The sequence below is a fragment of the Brevundimonas diminuta genome (assembly GCF_050310045.1).
Taxonomy (GTDB): domain Bacteria; phylum Pseudomonadota; class Alphaproteobacteria; order Caulobacterales; family Caulobacteraceae; genus Brevundimonas; species Brevundimonas diminuta_F.
In genome coordinates, this window is record NZ_CP190005.1 from 990031 (window position 1) to 1005021 (window position 14991).

Below are 14991 nucleotides of genomic sequence, written 5' to 3' on the forward strand. Positions count from 1 at the left end.
CCCCCCCCCCCCCCCCCCCCCCCCCCCCCCCCCCCCCCCCCCCGCTACAGACTCCGGCGCGGAGAAGAGGGGAGGAGATACACCCCGCGCCGGTTCTGCGGTTCAGTCGACAGTGCTTACCACTTCACCGCCAGACGCCCGTAAACGAAACGGCCGTTGAAGCCGTAGGGCGAGAAGTTGGAGAAGGGGAAGGCGCCGGTGGTGTTGTTCACGCGCAGGCTCTGACGCGGGTACTGGTCCAGCAGGTTGTCTGCACCGATCGAGACGGTGACCCGATCGTTGAAGCGGTAGCGCGCCTCGATATCGGCCACCAGGGCGTCGCCCAGCTTCAGATCGGTGGCCTCGGTCGCGCCGGCGGCCAGAACGTCGCCATAGCCGGTCAGGCGGAAGGTGCCGCCCAGACGCTGGGCCTCCCAGTCGGTCTGGAAGACGACCTTCCACGGCGGGGTGCCCTCTTCAAAGCGCGTGACGGCCTGACGTCCGAACAGGGACGTCGGGGTCGGCAAGACGCCGGTTTGGGTCATCGGCGTCTTGGTGACCTTGAAGTCGTTGACGTTGCCCGCCAGCGTGAAGTCCAGACGGTGCCCGATCGAGGTTTCGGCGCGGTAACGGGCCACGACATCCAGGCCGGTCGTCTCGGTGTCGACGCCGTTGATGAAGAAGCGCGCGGCCGTGGCGCCATAGGGCGTCAACAGGTCGAAGATGGTCTTGGCGTTGCTGCCTGCGGCGGCGTTGGCGTCGCCGGTCAGGGTCTCGGACAGGATGATCCGGTCGTCGATGTCGATGCGATAGGCGTCGGCCGTCAGCTCGAACGGGCCGTTGCGCACGACGAAGCCCAGCGAATAGTTGACCGAGGTTTCGGCCTCCAGCGCCGTGCCGCCCAGCGCCAGACCCACGTCGCTGATCGACGGATAGGTGCCGGTCTCATAGGGGACGTTGTTGATGTAGAGGACGGCGGTCTGGGTGTAATACTGCTGTTGCAGGCTGGGCGCGCGGAAGCCGGTCGAGACCGCGCCCCGGATGGCGAAGTGCGGGTTAAAGTCGTAACGGCCCGCGATCTTGCCAGAGACGTTGTCGCCGAAGTCCGAATAGTTTTCGTAACGCAGGGCGCCGGACAGGGTCAGATTCTCGATGACCTCGCCCTCCAGATCCAGATAGACGCCGACGTTGCTGCGATCCTCGTCGATCACATTGTTCGGCGTGAAGCCGGTGAAGCCGCGCGAGCCCCAGGTCAGGTTCGCGCCGCCTGCCGTCAGGATGGGGCCGCGCGCATAGGAAGCTTCTTCGCCCGCGCCGATCTTGTAGGTTTCGCGGCGCGCTTCCAGACCGAAGGCGACGTTCAGCGGACCGGCCCAGCCCAGATCAAACTGGCGGCTGGCGTCAGCGCCGAACACCAACTGGCTGTACTCCAGCGATCCGGCGTCGAACGAGGTCTGGCCGTCGATCCCATAGGTCGGGTTCATGGTGTTCTCGGCGCCGAACTCGATCTTGTTCGAGCCGTATCCCAGATTGATGTCCAGATCCCAGCCGCCCGCCTGACCGCGCAGGCCGCCCGCGGCGGTCCAGTCGGTGGTGTCGGTCAGGATGTAGGGCAGGTAACCGTCCGGGTATTTGCGGCCTGCGCCATAGTCGGGGTTCTGGGTGTTGTCGGTCGGGGTGCGATAGAAGGCGGCGGCGGTGGCGTCGCGTTGTTGATACCCGGCCCAGCCATAGGCCTCCCAGCCGTTGCCCAGCGGCAGGCCGGCGTTCAGATAGGCCGAGATGTCCTCGACCTCGGCGTCGCCCTGGGCGCCAGTGATGCGCCCCAACGACGGGTTGATGTCCGAGCGGTTGGTGGCGTCGCGGTTGCGGTATTCCAGCGAGGCGGTCAGGAACCCGTCCTGCCCCAGGCCAAAGCCCTGCCAGGCCGAGACGGTGACGGTGTCGCCGTCGCGGATGTCGCCCTCGCGGCCGTAGAAGCCGTTGAAGTCGGTGACATAGGAGCCGTAGGTCACGCTGGCGCCGCCGCCTTCGCGGGCTTCGCGCAGGCGCAGGTTGATGACCCCGGCGATGGCGTCAGAGCCGTATTGGGCCGCAGCCCCGTCGCGCAGCACCTCGATCCGCTCGACGGCGGAAGACGGGATGGCGTTCAGGTCGACCGCCGACGAGCCGCGCCCGACCGAGCCGTTCAGGTTGACCAGGGCGGTCTGGTGGCGACGCAGGCCGTTGACCAGGACCAGGGTCTGGTCCGGGCCCTGACCGCGCAGGGTGGCCGGGCGGATGGAGTCCGTTCCGTCGGTCGCCGACGGGCGGGGGAAGTTCAGGGCCGGAACCGTCGCCGCCAGCTGGGCCGCCAGTTCGGTGGTGCCGCGCTGTTCCAGCGCCTCGGCGGTGACGACGTCGACGGGGGCGACCGTCTCCAGTCGGCTGCGGTTGGCGACGCGGGTGCCGGTCACGATGATGTCGTCGACGGAGGTTGCATTGTCCGGGGCGGTCTGGGCCATAGCCCCGCCGGCCGCCATGACCGAGACCAGGACGGAACTGGAAACAGCGGCCAGCAGGCCGGTGCGACGAAGATTCACAATGTGCATGGAGAGAACTGCTTTTTTCTGGTTGGACGCCGGATACGCGCCGCATACTGAAAGAGCGACGGTCTAACCCTGCGCCGATACGGCGTTACGTCAAGCTTCGGGCGGCGGTTTTAGCCGCATGCAATACGGGGAAAACATGGCGCTGCGTCGCCATTTCGAACCTTTTCAGCAGTCAACAATCTGAAATTCATAAGGAACTCCCGCTCGCGAGGTTGTGGCGAAGCAGGGCCATATTGCGGTGCGAAAACGGCGCCGGATACCGAGAATATGTCTTTAAGGATTTAGTAAAACTATAGATTTCGTCGCGAAACAATGACGGCTGAGCGGCGCATATCGCGGAGGTCCAGCGCCTTCATCGGGGCGTGGCCGCAACAATGGTCTGATGGATGCGGGCGTTGCGCTGTTTCTGTTGGATTGGCCCCGTGCGGATGACGCGATGGGGGGAAGAAGACGGCCGGGCAAAGAAAAAGGGGCGCTCCCTTACGGAAGCGCCCCTGGATCATCTCGCCGAAGCGACAGGATCAGGCTTCGTCGCCGAAGCCTTCCTGTTGGCCGGCGCCGCCTTCCAGCAGCTCCTGAGCGGCCTGATCAGCAGCTTGACGCTCGTCGTCGAACTGGCTGCGGATCACGTCTTCGCCCTTGGCCTGACGCTCGGCTTCGTCAGCCGAACGGGCGATGTTGATCTTGACCGTGGCCGAGACCTCGGGGTGCAGGCGGACCAGCACCTCGTGAACGCCCAGCGTCTTGATCGCCGTGTTCAGGACGACCTGCGAGCGCTCGACCTTGCCGCCTTCGGCGCGGACGGCCTCAGCGACGTCGCGACCGGCGACCGAGCCGTACAGCTGGCCGGTTTCGCCGGCCTGACGGATCATGACGTAGCTCTGACCATCGATCTTGTCGGCGATCTTCTGAGCGTCGGCCTTGTTCTTCTCGTTGCGTTGCTCGATGGCGACGCGTTCGATTTCGAAGGCCTTCAGGTTGGCTTCCGTGGCCCGACGCGCCTTGTCGCGCGGCAGGAGGAAGTTGCGGGCGAAGCCGTCCTTGACGGTGACGACGTCGCCGATGGCGCCGAGGTTCTCGACGCGTTCCAGCAGAACGACCTTCATCTTACTTCACCACGTACGGCAGGAGGGCCAGGTAGCGGGCGCGCTTGATGGCCTTGGCCAGTTCGCGTTGCTTCTTGGCGGAAACGGCGGTGATGCGCGAAGGCACGATCTTGCCGCGTTCGGAGACGTAACGCTGCAGCAGCTTCACGTCCTTGTAGTCGATCTTCGGCGCGTTGGCGCCCGAGAACGGGCAAACCTTGCGGCGACGATAGAAGGGGCGACGGGCCGGGCCGGAGCCGGCCGGAGCGCCCGGGATGGGGGCAGTCGTATCGGTCATGATCCGGTTCCTTATTCCGAAGCCGCGGCGTCTTCGCCGCGCGGGGCGCTGCGGTCACGCTCGCGTTCGCGGCGGGCCAGCAGGGGCGACAGCTCCAGGTCGAGTTCCTCGACCCGGATGGTCAGCCAGCGCAGCACGTCTTCGTTGATCGACAGCTGGCGCTCGACTTCGGCCATGGCGGCCGGCGGGCAGTCGACGGCCATCAGCGAATAGTGAGCCTTGCGGTTCTTCTTGACCCGGTAGGTCAGGTTGCGCAGACCCCAGTACTCGATCTTGGCGACGGAGCCGCCGTTTTCTTCGATCAGAGCCTTGATGGTGTCGTTCAGCGCTTCGGCCTGTTGCGCCGAGATATCCTGGCGCGTCATGACCGTGTGCTCGTAAAGAGCCATGCGGTATTCTCCCTTGGCGGACATCGGCGCGGGCGAACCGGGTAGTTCGTCCACGATGGCTCCTGACGCGGCGGACGGGAGTTTCCCGACCCTTTGACGTTCCGCAGCAGGACCGAAGCCCTGGAAAGGGCGCGCCTATACGGGAAAAACCCCGGCAGGGCAAGGTGCGCGCGGCGGCGCGGCTCCATCGCATCGTGCGCGGCGCATTCCTCGCAGGAGTTTCACAAAACCCCCGGTGAACCGTCGCACTGGCCCGTTAATCCATAACAGGGATCATACCGGTTCGGGGATACATTCGTCATGAAGCTGTCTGTCGCCTGTCTGGCCGCCTGTGCGGCTGGGGCCGCCCTGTTGGCCGTCGCACCATCGCTGGCTATGGCCGTCGCTCCATCCAAGGCTGCGCCGCTGCACGCGCCGAACGGGCGCTGGGCGGCCAAAGGCTGGGCTGACCGGATCGTCCTGAGCCCGGCCGCAGACGCTGCGCGCGGCGCCGCCGTCGCCTGGCGCACCGACACGCGCCAGACCGCCGCCGAGGCCCAGATCGCCGAGGAGATCGACGGCCCCCTGCTGGGCTTCGCCGCCCGCACCGTGGCCGGGACCACGGCGCCGATCGAGAATGAGAACGGCCGCGCTCTTTATCATCGGGCGCGCTTTGACGGGCTGAAGCCGGACACGCGCTATGTTTATCGCGTGCGCGCCGCCGACGGCTGGAGCGAGTGGCTGCCGTTCCGCACGGCCAAGGCCGGGTTTGCGCCATTCCGCTTCATCTATCTGGGCGACACACAGAACGACATTCTGGAGGTCGGCTCGCGCGTGATCCGCTCAGCCTTCAAGGAGGCGGGACCGGCGGCTCTGGTCGTTCATGCGGGCGATCTGGTGGCCCAGCGCGACGAGAAGGTTCACGACGACGAGTGGGGCGAATGGACCGAGGCGGGCGGCCGCGCCTTCGCCATGACGCCGCAGCTGCCCGCCAGCGGCAACCATGAATACGTCGACCATGTGCTGCCGAACGGCGAGGAATCGCGCGTTCTGGGCCCGCACTGGCCGCTGCAGTTCGCCCTGCCGGACAACGGCGCCGAGGGGGTGAAGGCGACCAGCTATTATGTCGACTATCAGGGCGTGCGCTTCATCGTGCTGGACGGCACGGCGGCGATTGATCTGGGCGCGAGCGACAGCCAGACGCGCTGGCTGGACAAGGTGCTGGCCGAAAGCCCGGCACGCTGGAACGTCGCCCTGTTCCACCAGCCGATCTACACCTGCGCCCGTCCTGAAGACACCGAGGAGCTGAAGGCTGCGTGGAAGCCGATCTTCGACGCCCGCAACATCGATCTGGTGCTGCAGGGGCATGACCACTGCTACGGCCGCGTCTCCAACCCCGCCGGGGCCGAGGCGTCGCGCGCCGACAGCGCGGCGGGCCGTCCGCAGGGGCCGGTCTATGTCGTCTCTGTCACGGGATCGAAGATGTATGGGCTGAACGACCGGGCCGACACCCAGCCGGTGCGTGCGGCCGAGAACACCGAGCTGTATCAACTGATCGACGTCGAGGCGGATCGCCTGTCGTTCCGCGCCTTCACGGCGACGGGCGGGCTGTATGACGCCTTCACGCTGGAGCGGCAGGCAGACGGGACGAAGCGTCTGGTCGAGACGGAAGAGACGCTGATGGCCCAGCGTCGCTGCAACGGTGCGGCCGGGCCGGATGATCGGCCCTGCACGGCGCGCGGGAAGGACTGAGGCCTCTAAATCCGCTCATCCCGGCGGAGATGTGAAAGCGCTGGGGTTCTTGCCGTAGGGGAGGGATTCGCCTACCCCTCGCGGCTTGATTCAACGGATGACGGACGATCCCGGATGAGCCTCGCGCTTCTCTTTCCCGGTCAGGGCAGCCAGTCGGTGGGCATGGGCGTCGCCCTGTCGGACGCCTTCGCCAGCGCGCGCGAGGTCTTCGCCGAGGTGGACGACGCCCTGAACCAGAAGCTGTTCGAGCTGATGCGCGAAGGGCCGGAAGATCAACTGACCCTGACCGAGAACGCCCAGCCGGCCCTGATGGCCGTGTCGGTCGCCACGGCGCGGGTGCTGAAGGTCGAGTTCGGCGTCGACGTGGCGCGTGCGGCCTTCGTCGCCGGTCACTCGCTGGGCGAATATTCGGCCCTGGCCGCTGCGGGCGCGATCAGCCTGTCGGACACCGCCCGTCTGTTGAAGCTGCGCGGTCAGGCCATGCAGCGCGCCGTGCCGGTGGGCAAGGGGGCGATGGCGTCGCTGATCGGGCCCAAGACCGATCTGGCGCTGGCTGAAGAGGCCGCCAAGGCGGGTTCGGCGGCTGGCGTCTGCGTCGTCGCCAACGACAACAACAAGGGCAACGTCGTCATCTCGGGCGACAAGGCCGCCGTGGATCTGGCTATCGAGAAGGCCAAGGAACTGGGCGCGCGCGCCATTCCGCTGAACGTCTCGGCGCCCTTCCACTGTCCGCTGATGCAGCCCGCCGCCGACGAGATGGCGGCCGCTCTGGCCGATGCGAAGATCATCGCCCCCGCCGTGCCGGTGGTCGCCAACGTCACCGCCCGCCCGGAAACCGACGCCGAGGTCATCCGCCGCCTGCTGGTCGAGCAGGTCACGGGCCGCGTGCGCTGGCGCGAGAGCATGGAGTGGATGGCCTCTGAAGGCGGCGTGACCCGTTTCGTCGAGGTCGGCTCGGGCAAGGTGCTGACCGGCATGGCCAAACGCATCGCCCCCGACGCCGAGGCCCTGGCGCTGAACACGGCCGAAGAGCTGGAAGCCTTCGCCAAGTCGCTCTGAACAGACAGGAAGAAACCATGTTCAATCTTTCGGGAAAGACCGCCCTTGTGACGGGCGCGACCGGCGGCATCGGCGGGGCCATTGCGCGCTCGTTGCACGCGCAAGGCGCCACCGTCGTCCTGTCCGGCACGCGCGAGGCCGTGCTGGCTGATCTGGCCAAGGAACTGGGCGAGCGCGCCTTCTTCGCCGCCGCCAACCTGTCGGACGCGGAATCGGTCGACGGTCTGGTCGCGCGTGCTGAAGAAGCCGCAGGCGCGCCGCTGGACATTCTGGTCGCCAACGCGGGCATCACCAAGGACGGCCTGTTGATGCGGATGAAGGACGAAGACTTCCAGTCCGTCCTGTCGATCAATCTCGAAAGCTATTTTCGCCTGACCCGCGCGGCGGTGAAGGGGATGATGAAGCGCCGTTCGGGCCGCATCATCGGCATCACCTCGGTGGTCGGCGTCACGGGCAACCCCGGCCAGACCAACTATTCCGCCTCCAAGGCCGGGATGATCGGCTTCTCCAAGTCGCTGGCCCAGGAAGTCGGTTCGCGCGGGATCACGGTCAACTGCATCGCGCCGGGCTTCATCGCCTCGCCGATGACCGACGTGCTGAACGACCAGCAGCGCGAGGCCATCCTGTCCAAGATTCCGGCTGGACGTCTGGGCGGGGGCGATGAAATCGCCTCGGCCGCCGTCTATCTGTCGTCGGATGAAGCGGCCTATGTCACCGGCCAGACGTTGCACGTCAACGGCGGCATGGCGATGATTTGATCAAAGCGTGAAGTGTCATCACGACGCGCAACAGACTATTTCCACTTCTGCACCCTGTGCTAAAGGGCACGGACGTCTTTCGGGGGTGAGTCTCATTGAGGCTTGATCCCGGCAGGCAGCCGTGACACGGCGAAACAACCCACGACCCGCCATCACGGCGATTTCAAACAGGCAAGAGAGACACTCATGTCCGACACCCTCGAACGCGTCCGCAAGATCGTGATCGACCACCTGGACGCCGATCCGGACAAGGTCACCGAGAAGGCTTCCTTCATCGACGACCTGGGCGCCGACTCGCTCGACAACGTCGAACTGGTCATGGCCTTCGAAGAAGAATTCGACGTCGAAATCCCGGATGACGCCGCTGAGCACATCCAGACCGTCGGCGACGCGGTGAAGTTCATCGACGAGAAGCTGGCCGCCTGATCCGGCTGCGATCCGTCGCACTTAACCAAGCTGATGGCCGCCGTGACGGGACCCTAGCGGGACCGTCCGGCGGCCATTAGTGTTTCTGGCTACGATTCTGACCAAGAAGGAGCGCGAACCATGCGCCGCGTCGTCATCACGGGCCTGGGCCTGGTTACTCCGCTGGGCACGGGCGTCGAACACGTCTGGAAAGGCATTCTGGACGGCCGATCGGGCATTCGTCCGATCACCGCTTTCGACACCGAAGGTTACGGCTGCACCATTGCCGGCGAAGTCCCCAGCGTCGATGGACGCGGCGGCGGCGAGGCCGGGCAACCGGGCGTCTTCGATCCCGATCAGGTGATGTCGGCCAAGGACCGCAAGCGCGTCGACGACTTCATCCTGTACGCCATCGCGGCGGCGGACGAGGCGCTGGCTGACGCGAACTGGAAGCCGGAATCGGAAGACGACAAATGCGCCACCGGCGTCATGGTCGGTTCGGGCATCGGCGGCCTCGGCCCCATCGCCGACACCGCCATCGTGTTGAAGGAACAAGGGCCGCGCCGGGTCAGCCCCTTCTTCATCCCCTCGGCCCTGATCAATCTGGCGTCGGGCCAGATTTCGATCCGTCATGGCCTGAAGGGGCCGAACCACTCTGTCGTGACCGCCTGCGCCACCGGCGCCCACGCCATCGGCGACGCGGCCCGGATGATCGCCCTGGGTGACGCCGACGTCATGGTGGCGGGCGGCGCCGAAAGCTCGGTCGTGCCGATCGGCATCGCGGGATTCCTGGCCTGCAAGGCCCTGTGCACCGCCTATAACGACACGCCGGAGAAGGCCTCGCGTCCCTATGACCGCGGCCATGCGGGCTTCGTCATGGGCGAGGGCGCGGGCGTCATGGTTCTGGAAGAGTACGAACACGCCAAGGCGCGCGGCGCCAGGATCTACGCCGAGGTCGTCGGTTACGGCATGAGCGGCGACGCCTATCACATCACCGCCCCGTCCGAAGACGGCGACGGCGGCCTGCGGGCCATGAAGGCGGCGCTGAAGCGCGCCGGGATGCAGCCGTCGGACCTCGACTACGTCAACACCCATGGCACCTCGACCATGGCCGACTGGATCGAACTGAAGGCGGTCGAACGGCTGGTCGGCGACCACGCCGAGAATCTGGCCGTGTCCTCCACCAAGTCGATGACGGGCCACCTGCTGGGCGCCGCCGGGGCGATCGAGAGCATCTTCTCGGTCCTGGCCATCCGCGACCAGATGGCGCCGCCGACCATCAATCTGGACGACCCGGAGATGGAGACGCCGATCGACCTGATCCCGCACAAGGGCAAGGCCAGGAAGATCGATGTCGCCATGTCCAACAGCTTCGGCTTCGGCGGCACCAATGCGGCCGTGATCTTCAAGAAGGTCGACTGACTTGGCCAAGGCTCCGTCCCGCCGCACCCCCAAGGTTCGCATTCCCAAGTCGCGCGTTCCGAAAAAGGGAAGCGGGGGCGGGACGGGGCGTTCCGGTCTCGGCGTCGGCCTGATCACCGCCGCCGGGACGTTGGGCCTGTTCCTTGTGGCCGCGTTAGTGGCGTTCTGGGCCATCTATTGGGGACCGGGGCCGAAGGCGGCGGAAGGAGAGGCGACCATCGTCATCCTGCCGTCCGGGGCGGGCGTTCCGGCCATTGCGGCCAATCTGAAATCGGCAGGGGTGATCCGCTCGACCGATCTGTTCCGCGCGGCGATCAGCCTGACCGGCGCCGACCGCAAGATTCGCGCGGGCGAATATGAGGTGCCGTCGGGCGCCTCTCTGGCGACGGTGGTGGGTCTGCTGGTCGACGGCAAGGCGGTGCGCCACTACGTGACCCTGCCCGAGGGCTGGTCCAGCGCCCAGGCGGTCGACATCCTGATGAAGCAGCCGGTCCTGACCGGCGAGGTCGAGGTTCCGCCCGAAGGCAGCCTGTGGCCCGAGACCTATGAGGTCACGCGCGGCGAGACCCGCGCCGCCGTCGTCGCCCGGATGCAGCGCGCCGCCAGGACCAAGCTGGAAACGCTGTGGGCCGCCCGCTCGCCCGCCACGGTGGTCACGACGCCGGAAGAGGCGGTCATTCTGGCCTCCATCGTCGAAAAAGAGACGGGCATCGCCTCTGAACGGCCCGAGGTGGCGGCCGTCTTCACCAACCGTCTGCGTCTGGGGATGCGGCTGGAGAGCGATCCGACCATCGTTTACGGCGTGACCAAGGGGCGGCCGCTGGGGCGGGGCATCCTGTTGTCCGAGCTACGCAATCCGACGCCGTGGAACACCTATCTGATCGACGGCCTGCCGCCGACGCCCATCGCCAATCCGGGCGAGGAGGCGCTGAAGGCCGTGCTGAATCCGCCGCGTTCGGAATACGTCTTCTTCGTCGCCGACGGCACGGGTGGCCACGTCTTCGCTCGCACCTATCAGGAGCATCTGCTGAACGTGGCGCGCTGGCGCGAGATCGAGCGCCGCAAGGCCGGTCTGGCGGCGGGTGAAACCGCGCCGGAGACCTCGCCCGCGCCGATGACGGATGAAGCCGCTGGCCCGGCCATCGCCATCCCGCCGGGCGCCAAGGTCATTCGCGTGCCGACGGAGGCCGGACGATGAGTCAGATTTCAGGCCAAATTTCAGGCATGACGGGCTTCGGCCGTGCTGACGGGGCGCTGGACGGCTGGACCTGGACGGTCGAGGCGCGCTCGGTCAACGGGCGCTCGCTGGAGACGCGCTATCGCGGCCCGCACGGCTTCGACAATCTGGAGCGGCTGGCCAAGGCGGCGGCTCAGGCGCGGCTGAACCGGGGGCAGGTGACGCTGGGCCTTCAGGCCAAGCGCGCCGAGGGGACGGAACCCGCGCCGCGCGTCAATGAGGCGGTGCTGGCGACCTATCTGCGACTGGCCAACCAGTTGGCGGAGGAGGGGGCGACCCCGCCCTCGGCCGACGGCCTGCTGGCCCTGCGCGGCGTCATCGAGGTCGCTGAAGAGGACGAGGACACCGAAGGCCGCGCCGCCGTTGAGGCCGCCATGGCCGTCACGGTCGAACAGGCGCTGGATGCGCTGAAGGCGTCGCGCCAGCGCGAGGGCGAACAACTGACGCCGGTGATCCACGACTTCGTCGGGACCATCGAGGCCCTGGTCGCGCGCGCCGAACTGGAAGCGTCGGCGCAGGTCGAGGCCATCCGCGAGCGCTTCACCCGCCGCATCAGCGAACTGGCGCCCGACGCGCCGGGGCTGGACGAGCGCGTCTTCCTCGAGGCTGCGGCGCTGGCGACTAAGGCCGACGTTCGCGAGGAACTGGACCGACTGACGGCCCACGTCGCCTCGGCCCGCGCACTGTTGCAGCAACCCCCCGCCGGTCGAAAACTCGACTTCCTGATGCAGGAATTCATGCGCGAGGCGAACACCCTCTGTTCGAAATCCGCTACGACCGCGCTCACCGGAATCGGCCTGGAGTTGAAGGCCGTCATAGAGCAGCTTCGAGAACAAGTTCAGAATGTCGAATAACCGCACCCCCCGCCGTGGCGTCCTGCTGATCGTGGCCAGTCCGTCGGGGGCCGGAAAGACCTCGCTGTGCCGCCGCCTGATGGCCGACCACAAGGGGCTGGAGCTGTCTGTCTCCATGACCACCCGCGACATCCGTCCGGGCGAGGTGGACGGCCGCGACTACAACTTCGTCAGCAAGGAAGAATTCCAGCGCCTGATCGACGCCGACGCCTTCCTGGAATGGGCTGACGTGCACGGCAACCGCTACGGCAGCCCGGCCGCCCCGGTCGAGCGCGCGCTGGCCGAGGGCCGCGACGTCCTGTTCGACATCGACTGGCAGGGCGCCCGCGACGTGGCCGCCAAATGCCCCGGCGACGCCGTGCGGGTCTTCATCCTGCCGCCCAGCCTTGAGGAACTGCGCCGCCGCCTGGTGACGCGCTCTCAGGACGCCGAGGACGTAATCGAGCGCCGCGTCGCCAACGCCAAGGGCGAGATCGAGCACTGCGACGACTTCGATTATGTGCTGGTCAATGAGGACTTCGACCGGTCCTACGCCGAACTGGCCCACATTTATCACGCCGAGCGCAGCCGCCGTCACCGCAACCTGTGGGTCGACGGCTACAAGAGCGCTCTGTTGAAGGAAGTGGTCTGACGCCCATGACCGAGGCCGAACACCGCCGCTGGCTGACCCATGCCGTTGATCTGGCGCTGGAGAATGCCAGGGCGGGCGGTCGGCCGTTCGGCGCGGTTCTGGTCAAGGACGGCGCCCTGATCGCCAGCGGCGTCAACCGGATGCTGGCGACGAACGATCCCAGTTCTCATGCCGAGATGGAGGCCCTGCGTCAGGCGGGGCCGGTGCTGGGCGGCGTCGATATGACAGGCGCAGTTCTCTACGCCAGCGGGCATCCGTGCCCCATGTGTCTGGCGGCGGCGGTGATGACGCGGGTCAGCGCCGTCTACTACGCCTTCAGCAATGCGGACGCCGAGCCCTACGGCTTCTCCAGCGCGGCGACCTATCAGGCGCTGGGCGTGAGGCTGGACCCGCCGCCCTTGCCGCTGACGCAGTTGGACGCGCCCGGTCGGACGGCGGCGGAGCTTTACGGGAGCTAATCCCCGCCTCGTCACCCTCGGGCTTGTCCCGAGGGTCCATACCCGCCGACGGCTGACGTTAAAGCGCGACTGTCGCAGGTCGGCGTCTATGGATCCCCGGCACAAGGCCGGGGATGACGGGGAAGAAGATCAGCCCTGCGCCGCCTCTTCGGCTCGCGCGGCGAAGAAGGGCTTGATGCGCGACAGGGCGTCCTCGATCTCGGGCGTCGAGACGGCGAAGCTGAAGCGGATGAAGCGGTGTCCGTTGACCGGGTCGAAGTCGACGCCCGGCGCCGTGGCCACGCCCGTCTCACGCACCAGCTTCTCGCAGAAGGCCATGCTGTCGTTCGTCAGGTGGCCGATGTCCGCATAGATGTAGAAGGCGCCGTCCGGCGGGGCGATCGAGCGCAGGCCCATGGCGGGCAGGGCTTCCAGCATCCGCTCGCGGTTGGCGCGATAGACGTCGATGTTGGCTTCCAGCTCGTCTTCACAGTCCATGGCGGCCAGACCGGCGAACTGGCTGAGCGTCGGCGGCGTCAGGAACATGTTGCCCATGCGCGCGCGGGCCTGCTGGATCTCTTCTTCCGGCAGGATCAGCCAGCCCAGACGCCAGCCCGCCATGCTCCAGTATTTGGAGAAGCTGTTCACGATCATGGCCTTGTCGTCGAACTGCAGCATGCAGGGCGTGTCATGGCCGTAGGTGATGCCGTGGTAGATCTCGTCCGAGATGATGCTGATGTTGCGCTCACGGCAGACCTCGACGATGGCCTTCAGCTCGTCCTTGGCGATGACGGTGCCGGTCGGGTTGGCGGGGCTGGCGATGATGACCCCCTGGGGCGCCGGGTCCAGATCGCGCAGGGCCTTGGCCGTCAGTTGGAAGCGCACGTCGGGGCCGCAGTCGATCTCCTGCGGGACGATGTGCAGGGCCTTCATCGTGTTGCGATAGGCGACATAGCCGGGGCGGGCGATGGCCACCCGGTCGCCGGGGCCGAAGCGCATGTTCAGCGCCACGACGAGCGCGGGCGAGGCGCCTGCCGTCATGATGACGCGCTCGGGATCAATGATGACGCCGTAACGGTCTTTATAGAGTTTGGCCACGCGGGCGCGCAGGTTGGGGCTTTCCCAATAGCCGCCGGCCTCGGCGTCGACCACACGGTGCGCTTCGGCGATGGCGCGGCTGGGCGCGCCGGTCGAGGGCTGGCCGAACTCCATGTGGATGACCGACTGACCTTCAGCCTTCATCTCATGGGCGATGCGGCTGATGGCGATGGCGCGGAAGGGTTCGATTTCTACTGTCATGTCAAAGCGTCGGCCAATCTGAGGAAGCCCGCCACGTCGATGGTCTCGGCGCGGGCGTCGGGTTCGATTCCAGCGGCTTCGCACAGGGCGGCGCCGCCGAGTTGTTTGAGGCTGGAGCGCAGCATCTTGCGACGCTGGCCGAAGGCGGCCGCCGTGACCCGTTCCAGCCGCTTCAGGCGGTCGGGGGCGGGGCGCTCGGCGAACGGTATCAGATGCACCACAGCCGAGGCCACCTTTGGCGGCGGGGTGAAGGCGGCGGCGGGCAGGTGCATGACGATGCGCGCCTCGGCCACGGCCTGGCTGATGACGGCCAGACGGCCATAGGCGTCCTCGCCCGGCTGGGCTGCGACGCGCTCGGCGACTTCCTTCTGGAACATCAGGGTCAGGGCGCACGGCGTCCACGGCCCCGTCAGCCATTTGATCAGCAGCGGCGTGCCGACGTTGTAGGGCAGGTTGGAGACCAGATGCGCCGGTCCCTCGACCAGTTCGGCTTCCTTCACCTTCAGGGCGTCGGCCTCGACGATGGTCAGACGGCCCGAGCCGTCGTCCAGTTCGGACAGCAGGGGGATGAAGCGCGGATCTTTCTCGACCAGCACCACCTTGCCCACGTCGCTCTCCAGCAGGGCGCGAGTCAGGCCGCCGGGGCCGGGACCGACCTCGATGACGGCGCGTCCGTCGAACGGCCCGGCATAGCGGACAATCTTCCGCGTGACGTTCAGGTCCAGCAGAAAGTGCTGGCCGAAGCTCTTCTTGGCCGACAGGCCGTGGGCGTCGAGCGTTTCACGCAGGGAGGGCAGATGATCGGTCACGAGGCCT

15 protein-coding genes are annotated in these 14991 nt (G+C 67.0%); 9 read left to right on the top strand and 6 right to left on the bottom strand.

Features of this window, described 5'->3' with window-relative positions; all coding sequences use genetic code 11:
• Positions 1-116: 116 nt before the first annotated feature.
• From ACORJG_RS04640 to rpsF, 4 genes are all read right to left on the bottom strand, one after another.
• Complete coding sequence (locus ACORJG_RS04640) at positions 117-2570, bottom strand: TonB-dependent receptor plug domain-containing protein (protein WP_427792007.1); 2454 nt, start codon at positions 2568-2570, stop codon at positions 117-119.
• A 521-nt stretch (positions 2571-3091) separates the two neighbouring features.
• Entirely contained in the window at positions 3092-3676 is a 585-nt protein-coding gene (rplI, locus tag ACORJG_RS04645) for a 50S ribosomal protein L9 (RefSeq protein WP_003167099.1), read from the bottom strand.
• Between the two features lies 1 nt (position 3677).
• Positions 3678-3953: a 30S ribosomal protein S18 gene (gene rpsR, locus ACORJG_RS04650; RefSeq protein ID WP_003167100.1), complete on the bottom strand. Its 276-nt coding sequence runs from the start codon at positions 3951-3953 to the stop codon at positions 3678-3680.
• Positions 3954-3964: 11 nt separating this feature from the next.
• Positions 3965-4342 carry a 30S ribosomal protein S6 gene (gene rpsF, locus ACORJG_RS04655; RefSeq protein WP_035283764.1) on the bottom strand — a complete coding sequence of 126 codons (378 nt, stop codon included), beginning with the start codon at positions 4340-4342 and terminating at the stop codon, positions 3965-3967.
• Between the two features lie 300 nt (positions 4343-4642).
• Between rpsF and ACORJG_RS04660 the strand changes: the two genes are divergently transcribed.
• The 9 genes from ACORJG_RS04660 (at position 4643) to ACORJG_RS04700 (ending at position 12897) form a co-directional block, all read left to right on the top strand.
• Complete coding sequence (locus ACORJG_RS04660; RefSeq protein WP_427792009.1) at positions 4643-6073, top strand: fibronectin type III domain-containing protein; 1431 nt, start codon at positions 4643-4645, stop codon at positions 6071-6073.
• Positions 6074-6187: 114 nt separating this feature from the next.
• Positions 6188-7132 (top strand): ACP S-malonyltransferase, encoded by a 945-nt coding sequence (gene fabD / locus ACORJG_RS04665; protein ID WP_128720259.1) that lies wholly within the window; start codon positions 6188-6190, stop codon positions 7130-7132.
• Between the two features lie 17 nt (positions 7133-7149).
• A complete protein-coding gene (gene fabG, locus ACORJG_RS04670) occupies positions 7150-7890 on the top strand; it encodes a 3-oxoacyl-[acyl-carrier-protein] reductase (protein ID WP_427792011.1) in 741 nt (246 codons plus the stop codon).
• 186 nt (positions 7891-8076) lie between these two features.
• Complete coding sequence (locus ACORJG_RS04675) at positions 8077-8316, top strand: acyl carrier protein (RefSeq protein WP_003165440.1); 240 nt, start codon at positions 8077-8079, stop codon at positions 8314-8316.
• A gap of 120 nt (positions 8317-8436) precedes the next feature.
• Positions 8437-9717, top strand: coding sequence for a beta-ketoacyl-ACP synthase II (fabF, locus tag ACORJG_RS04680; protein WP_427792013.1), 1281 nt, complete (start codon positions 8437-8439; stop codon positions 9715-9717).
• Position 9718: 1 nt separating this feature from the next.
• Complete coding sequence (gene mltG / locus ACORJG_RS04685) at positions 9719-10915, top strand: endolytic transglycosylase MltG (protein WP_427792015.1); 1197 nt, start codon at positions 9719-9721, stop codon at positions 10913-10915.
• The gene (locus ACORJG_RS04690) at positions 10912-11808 is read left to right on the top strand and encodes a YicC/YloC family endoribonuclease (RefSeq protein ID WP_427792017.1); all 897 of its coding nucleotides are present in this window, start codon (positions 10912-10914) and stop codon (positions 11806-11808) included. Before mltG ends, ACORJG_RS04690 begins: the two co-directional genes overlap by 4 nt.
• The gene (gmk, locus tag ACORJG_RS04695; protein ID WP_313417256.1) at positions 11798-12439 is read left to right on the top strand and encodes a guanylate kinase; all 642 of its coding nucleotides are present in this window, start codon (positions 11798-11800) and stop codon (positions 12437-12439) included. The genes ACORJG_RS04690 and gmk overlap by 11 nt, the downstream gene beginning before the upstream one ends.
• A 5-nt stretch (positions 12440-12444) precedes the next feature.
• Positions 12445-12897, top strand: a complete 453-nt coding sequence (locus ACORJG_RS04700) for a nucleoside deaminase (RefSeq protein ID WP_427792019.1) — start codon at positions 12445-12447, stop codon at positions 12895-12897.
• A 129-nt stretch (positions 12898-13026) separates the two neighbouring features.
• Here the strand turns inward: ACORJG_RS04700 and ACORJG_RS04705 are convergent, their stop codons facing one another.
• On the bottom strand, positions 13027-14175 hold the full coding sequence (locus ACORJG_RS04705) for a pyridoxal phosphate-dependent aminotransferase (RefSeq protein ID WP_427792021.1): 1149 nt from the start codon (positions 14173-14175) through the stop codon (positions 13027-13029).
• Positions 14172-14984 (bottom strand): 16S rRNA (adenine(1518)-N(6)/adenine(1519)-N(6))-dimethyltransferase RsmA, encoded by an 813-nt coding sequence (gene rsmA, locus ACORJG_RS04710; protein WP_427792023.1) that lies wholly within the window; start codon positions 14982-14984, stop codon positions 14172-14174. The genes ACORJG_RS04705 and rsmA overlap by 4 nt, the downstream gene beginning before the upstream one ends.
• Between the last annotated feature and the right edge of the window lie 7 nt (positions 14985-14991).